Annotated in this window: 6 protein-coding genes and 1 tRNA gene; 4 read left to right on the top strand and 3 right to left on the bottom strand. The window is 51.9% G+C overall.

The window, feature by feature from the left end; genetic code table 11:
• Window positions 1-149 precede the first annotated feature (149 nt).
• Together VGM55_RS23995 and VGM55_RS23990 are read right to left on the bottom strand one after the other, a co-directional pair.
• Window positions 150-237 (bottom strand) — tRNA-Ser (locus tag VGM55_RS23995).
• Window positions 238-393: 156 nt separating this feature from the next.
• Complete coding sequence (locus VGM55_RS23990; protein WP_154184944.1) at window positions 394-2,019, bottom strand: ABC transporter substrate-binding protein; 1,626 nt, start codon at window positions 2,017-2,019, stop codon at window positions 394-396.
• 227 nt (window positions 2,020-2,246) lie between these two features.
• Between VGM55_RS23990 and yccA the strand changes: the two genes are divergently transcribed.
• Window positions 2,247-2,906 carry an FtsH protease modulator YccA gene (gene yccA / locus VGM55_RS23985; protein ID WP_016535682.1) on the top strand — a complete coding sequence of 220 codons (660 nt, stop codon included), beginning with the start codon at window positions 2,247-2,249 and terminating at the stop codon, window positions 2,904-2,906.
• Between the two features lie 127 nt (window positions 2,907-3,033).
• Window positions 3,034-3,363, top strand: a complete 330-nt coding sequence (gene tusE, locus VGM55_RS23980; RefSeq protein WP_154184945.1) for a sulfurtransferase TusE — start codon at window positions 3,034-3,036, stop codon at window positions 3,361-3,363.
• Here tusE and yccX read toward each other — a convergent pair.
• The gene (gene yccX, locus VGM55_RS23975; protein WP_154184946.1) at window positions 3,360-3,650 is read right to left on the bottom strand and encodes an acylphosphatase; all 291 of its coding nucleotides are present in this window, start codon (window positions 3,648-3,650) and stop codon (window positions 3,360-3,362) included. The genes tusE and yccX overlap by 4 nt on opposite strands.
• A 161-nt stretch (window positions 3,651-3,811) precedes the next feature.
• On the opposite strand from yccX, the gene rlmI reads away from it, so the two are divergent.
• Together rlmI and hspQ are read left to right on the top strand one after the other, a co-directional pair.
• Window positions 3,812-5,002 (top strand): 23S rRNA (cytosine(1962)-C(5))-methyltransferase RlmI, encoded by a 1,191-nt coding sequence (gene rlmI, locus VGM55_RS23970; RefSeq protein ID WP_154184947.1) that lies wholly within the window; start codon window positions 3,812-3,814, stop codon window positions 5,000-5,002.
• Between the two features lie 61 nt (window positions 5,003-5,063).
• Window positions 5,064-5,381 (top strand): heat shock protein HspQ, encoded by a 318-nt coding sequence (hspQ, locus tag VGM55_RS23965; RefSeq protein WP_154184948.1) that lies wholly within the window; start codon window positions 5,064-5,066, stop codon window positions 5,379-5,381.
• The last annotated feature ends 150 nt before the right edge of the window (window positions 5,382-5,531 follow it).

The following is a 5,531-nucleotide window of genomic DNA, read 5'->3' as shown; positions in this document are numbered from 1 at the left end:
TAATGGAGGAAATTTTCAGTGGATACACACAGGCAATACACAAATAAACTTAGCCGTCAACAGGCAGAATATACCAAGTGAATATACCAACAGTATACCAATAGCCTAAAAACACAAGGGGCCAGCCTAAGCTAACCCCTTGATAAATCTGGCGGAAGCGCAGAGATTCGAACTCTGGAACCCTTTCGGGTCGCCGGTTTTCAAGACCGGTGCCTTCAACCGCTCGGCCACACTTCCAACGAGGCGAACTATAAACATAGCCATACTTCATGTAAAGCACGATTTTGTTCAATCGCCTGAAATTTCATCATATTTGTGTTATTTGCCTGAAACATCATCAATATGTTTACTTTCAAACCGCTTTTCTGCCCCCAGACGGGGGCAGCGTCGGCATCAATGCTTTTTGATGTACATATCCTGGGTGAGATATTTACCCAGCGTGCTTGGCGCATAGCCGCCCACGTAAGGTTTTACCAGTTGAACCTTCACATAGTGGTAGATAGGAATGGTCGGAACGTCTTTCGCAAGAATATCCTCGGCCTGCTGATAGTATTTTGCACGTTCTTCCACGCTGCCGGCCTGCGAAGCTTTGGCAATAATCTCGTCATAAGCAGGGTTGCTGTATTTTGAGCTGTTCTGGCTGTCGCCGGTACGGAAGTTGTTCAGGTAGGTAGCCGCATCATCATAGTCGGCAATCCAACCATAGCGCACCAGGTCATAGTTGCCGGTGCGTTTAGTATCCAGCATGGTTTTCCATTCCTGGTTTTGTAGCTTAGCCTCAACGCCAACGTTTTTCTTCCACATCGAACTGGCGGCAATAGCGATACGCTGGTGAGATTCAGACGTGTTGTATAGCAGGTTGAACTGCAGCGGATGCTTCTCGTTGAAGCCCGCCTCTGCCAGTAGTTTTTTCGCTTCCGCAATGCGCTTATCGTGGCTCCAGCTGCCGTAATCCGCTGGTTTAAGCTCAATACCGCCAATTTTAGGCTGACTCACAAGCCACGCGGGCTTTTGCCCCTGCCCTAATACTTTCCCGGCAATAATGTCTTTATCCAGCGCCAAATTCAGCGCCAGTCGAACACGCGGGTCATTGAACGGTGCTTTAGTGGTATTAAATTCGTAATAGTAGGTAGAGAGGTAAGGCGTGATATGGACCTGATCCGGAATGGATTTCTTCAGTGAGGCAAAGAGCGTTTCCGGCACGGTATAGGTGATGTCTATCTCACCTGCCTTATAGCGGTTAATATCTGCTGTGCCGGAAGTAACGGGCAGGTAAGTCACCTTATTAATCACCGTATGCGCGTCGTCCCAGTACTGCTTATTACGCTCGCCGACGACTTTTTCATTCACCACCCACTGCGACAACTTATACGGGCCGCTGCTCACGAAATTGACAGGCTGAGTCCATTTATCCCCGAATTTTTCTACGGCCGCTTCACTCACGGGCACCATCGACGTATGGCCCAGCATCAGCAAGAAGGCCGACGTTGGCTGATCCAGCGTCACCTGCACGGTGTTGGCATCCAGCGCCTTCACGCCCAGGCTATCAACCGGCTTCTTGCCTTCGGCAATATCATTCGCATTTTCTATGTGCATCGTGCCGGGGTAAGTGGCATAAGGGGAACCCGTTTTAGGGTCCACTAAACGCTTCCAGCTCCAGACTACGTCCTGCGCGGTAATGGGCTCACCGTTGGACCACTTGATCCCCGGGCGCAGATGGAACGTCCAGACTTTGTTGTCCTGGTTCTCCCACTTTGCGGCCAGATGCGGTTCGATGGTGCCATCATTTTTGACGCGAATCAGCCCGTCAAAGAAGTCGCCAATGATATTCCCCTCAACGTCGCTTTCCACTTTATGCGGGTCAAGCGACGCCGGTTCACTGCCGTTGTTACGCACCAGCTCCTGTTTGGCTGCAAGCTCGGTTCCCGGCGGAACGTCCGCTGCCCATGCGCTGGAAATAGCGCTGAGCAAACCCAGAGCAACCAATGATTTTGAGAATGTGTTGTTGTTTGTTTTCATGACCTACGCCTTATTGATGTTATTTAACGACGGTACGGCTAACACTCTTAGTCACCTTTCATCAATAAAGCAATATTTTTCAGCCACCTATAAGTGGGTGTTATGGCATTAATTTTGTACAATGTGATAAGCTGCACGAGGTAAAGATGGGTAAAAAGGCTTTTGTCTAATAAAGGTGGGCATTATGCTCATCACCATAAAACACCTGTAAAAGAGAGAGTTTTAGAATGGATCGCATTATTACCTCCTCGCGTGACCGTTCGTCACTGCTCAGCACTCACAAAGTGCTACGTAATACCTATTTCCTGCTGAGTTTGACGCTGGCATTTTCCGCGTTGACCGCAACGGCCAGTACCGTCTTAATGCTGCCTTCTCCGGGGCTTATTCTGACGCTGGTGGGTATGTATGGTCTGATGTTCCTGACCTACAAAACCGCTGACAAACCGGTGGGCATTCTGTCTGCGTTCGCCTTTACTGGCTTCCTGGGCTACATCTTGGGGCCAATGCTTAACGCCTATCTTTCTGCCGGTATGGGCGATGTCATTGGTATGGCGCTGGGCGGAACCGCGCTGGTGTTCTTCAGCTGCTCGGCCTATGTGCTGACCACGCGCAAAGACATGTCCTTCCTCGGCGGCATGCTGATGGCGGGCGTTGTAGTCGTGCTGATTGGTATGGTGGCTAACATCTTCCTGCAGCTCCCGGCCCTGCATCTGGCAATTAGCGCGGTGTTTATCCTGATCTCTTCCGGCGCCATTCTGTTTGAGACCAGCAACATTATTCGCGGCGGTGAAACCAACTACATCCGCGCGACCGTAAGCCTGTATGTTTCACTTTACAACATCTTCGTTAGCCTGCTGAGCATCCTTGGGTTTGCCAGCCGCGACTAACTGATACGGTCACTTCTGAAAAGAGAATGCCCTGTGCATTCTCTTTTTTTTGCCTCTACACCGGCTCTTAAGCCGACAGGGAAAATTTGCTACACTGCGCCCGATTTGACGTGAATAGTGGATAACTATGTTGACCTTCGAAGGTAAAGAAATAGAAACAGACACCGATGGCTACCTGAAAAACAGCCAGGCGTGGAGCGAGCCGCTGGCGGAAGTGATTGCCGCTGGAGAAGGAATTACCCTCGCGGTAGAACACTGGGAAGTCGTGCGCTTTGTGCGCGAGTTTTACCTGGAGTTTAATACCTCCCCGGCTATCCGTATGCTGGTTAAGGCCATGGCGAACAAGTTTGGCGAAGAGAAAGGCAACAGCCGTTATCTCTATCGCCTGTTCCCGAAAGGCCCGGCAAAACAGGCTACGAAAATCGCAGGCCTGCCAAAGCCGGTGAAGTGCATCTAGTAACGAATCCCAAAGTTGACCCATTCGCGTTCGGGTTGATGAGGTTCAGTCAAAACTTTGTCAACCCTCGCGCTACGTGGCCCTCCGGCTTTTAGCCACGCCAGCAGCTTTTCAACCTGCTCAGCCTCACCGCAAGCCACCACCTCAACGCTGCCATCATCAAGATTACGGGCGTAACCGGTTAAGCCGAGTTTTTCTCCCTCACGCTGCGTGCTGTAACGAAAGCCCACGCCCTGCACCATGCCGTGAACCCAGCACTTAACGCACTGCCGTTGTGAATCCGCCATTGTTTCTTCTCCAGTCTCAAATCTGCTCTCAGTCTAACAGGGCGCATAATTTTTTCTTACGCCGCGGCCAACGCCGTGAGGCCTTTCACGTGAATAAATTGCAATTACATGCTCTAACCCGGAAAATGGCGCTCATTTCTTAGCGAAGCAGCAAATAAATTATGAGCGTACGTTTAGTGTTAGCCAAAGGGCGTGAGAAGTCGTTATTGCGCCGTCATCCATGGGTGTTCTCCGGCGCGGTTGCGCGTCTGGAAGGCAAGGCCAATCTCGGTGAAACGGTCGATGTGGTGGACAGCCAGGGCAAATGGCTTGCCCGTGCCGCCTTCTCCCCTGAGTCGCAAATCCGCGCCCGCGTCTGGACCTTCAATCAGGATGAGAGCATCGATATCGCCTTCTTCACCCGTCGCCTCCAGCAGGCGCAGCAGTGGCGAGACTGGCTGGCTAAGCGTGACGGGCTGGACAGCTATCGCCTGATTGCCGGTGAGTCTGATGGTCTGCCAGGCGTGACCATCGACCGTTTCGGTAACTTCCTGGTGCTGCAACTGCTGTCTGCAGGCGCAGAATATCAACGTCCGGCGCTGGTTGCCGCCCTGCAATCGCTCTATCCGGAGTGCTCCATTTACGACCGCTCTGACGTGACCGTGCGTAAGAAAGAAGGCATGGCTTTGACTCAGGGGCCGGTGAGCGGTGAGCAGCCACCCGCCCTGCTGCCAATTGAAGAGCACGGCATGAAGCTGCTGGTGGATATTCAGGGCGGGCATAAAACCGGCTATTACCTCGATCAGCGCGACAGCCGTTTCGCCACTCGCCGCTACGTTGATAATAAGCGTGTACTGAACTGCTTCTCTTACACCGGTGGTTTTGCCGTCTCCGCACTGATGGGCAACTGTAGCCAGGTGGTGAGCGTTGATACCTCTCAGGATGCACTGGATATTGCCAAACAAAACGTTGAGCTAAATAAGCTTGACCTAAGCAAAGCAGAATTCCTGCGTGACGATGTCTTTAAGCTGCTGCGTAAATACCGCGATCGGGGCGAGAAGTTCGACGTCATCGTAATGGATCCGCCTAAATTTGTTGAAAACAAAAACCAGCTGGCGGGCGCCTGCCGTGGTTACAAAGACATCAACATGCTAGCCATTCAGCTCCTGAATCCTGGCGGCATTCTGATGACCTTCTCCTGCTCGGGGCTGATGACCACAGATTTATTCCAGAAAATCATCGCCGACGCCGCCGTAGATGCCGGGCGTGATGTACAATTTATAGAGCAGTTCCGTCAGTCGGCCGATCACCCGGTGATCGCAACCTACCCGGAAGGGCTGTATCTGAAAGGGTTTGCCTGTCGAGTCATGTAGCTTGAAAAGTGGAGAATTGCCCGCATATCACTATGCAGAGTAATGTTCCCGGGAGGTGACTATGATTGCCAGCAAATTCGGTATTGGCCAGCAGGTTCGCCATTCTTTACTGGGCTATCTGGGCGTAGTGGTTGACATTGACCCTGAGTATTCGCTTGATGAGCCACAGGAAGATGAACTGGCCGACAATAACGCACTTCGCGCCGCTCCCTGGTACCACGTTGTGATGGAAGATGATGATGGCCAGGCGATTCATACCTATCTCGCCGAAGCTCAGCTTAGTTCTGAAGATGACGACGAGCACCCTGAACAGCCGTCAATGGACGAACTGGCTGCCTCGATACGCCAACAGCTTCAGGCACCACGCCTGCGTAACTGACAAAAACCCACCGGATGGCGCAATGCCGATCAGTTAAGGATCGGTTGACCGATCCTTAAACTGCTGCACTATAACGGCTTCCACAACAGGGAGCCGTTTTCTTATGCCGCTTCTTAATGACCTGCTCGATTTTAGCGACCATCCCCTTTT

Source organism: Cedecea sp. (assembly GCF_036500665.1).
Classification (GTDB): domain Bacteria; phylum Pseudomonadota; class Gammaproteobacteria; order Enterobacterales; family Enterobacteriaceae; genus Cedecea.
This window is presented reverse-complemented; position numbering and strand designations above follow the sequence as displayed.

Bases quoted from the DNA above. Each gene is read 5' to 3' on its own strand.
- tusE (WP_154184945.1), top strand. From the start codon at position 3,034: ATGTTGACCTTCGAAGGTAAAGAAATAGAAACAGACACCGATGGCTAC.
- rlmI (WP_154184947.1), top strand. From the start codon at position 3,812: ATGAGCGTACGTTTAGTGTTAGCCAAAGGGCGTGAGAAGTCGTTATTG.
- yccX (WP_154184946.1), bottom strand. From the start codon at position 3,650: ATGGCGGATTCACAACGGCAGTGCGTTAAGTGCTGGGTTCACGGCATG.
- hspQ (WP_154184948.1), top strand. From the start codon at position 5,064: ATGATTGCCAGCAAATTCGGTATTGGCCAGCAGGTTCGCCATTCTTTA.
- yccA (WP_016535682.1), top strand. From the start codon at position 2,247: ATGGATCGCATTATTACCTCCTCGCGTGACCGTTCGTCACTGCTCAGC.
- VGM55_RS23990 (WP_154184944.1), bottom strand. From the start codon at position 2,019: ATGAAAACAAACAACAACACATTCTCAAAATCATTGGTTGCTCTGGGT.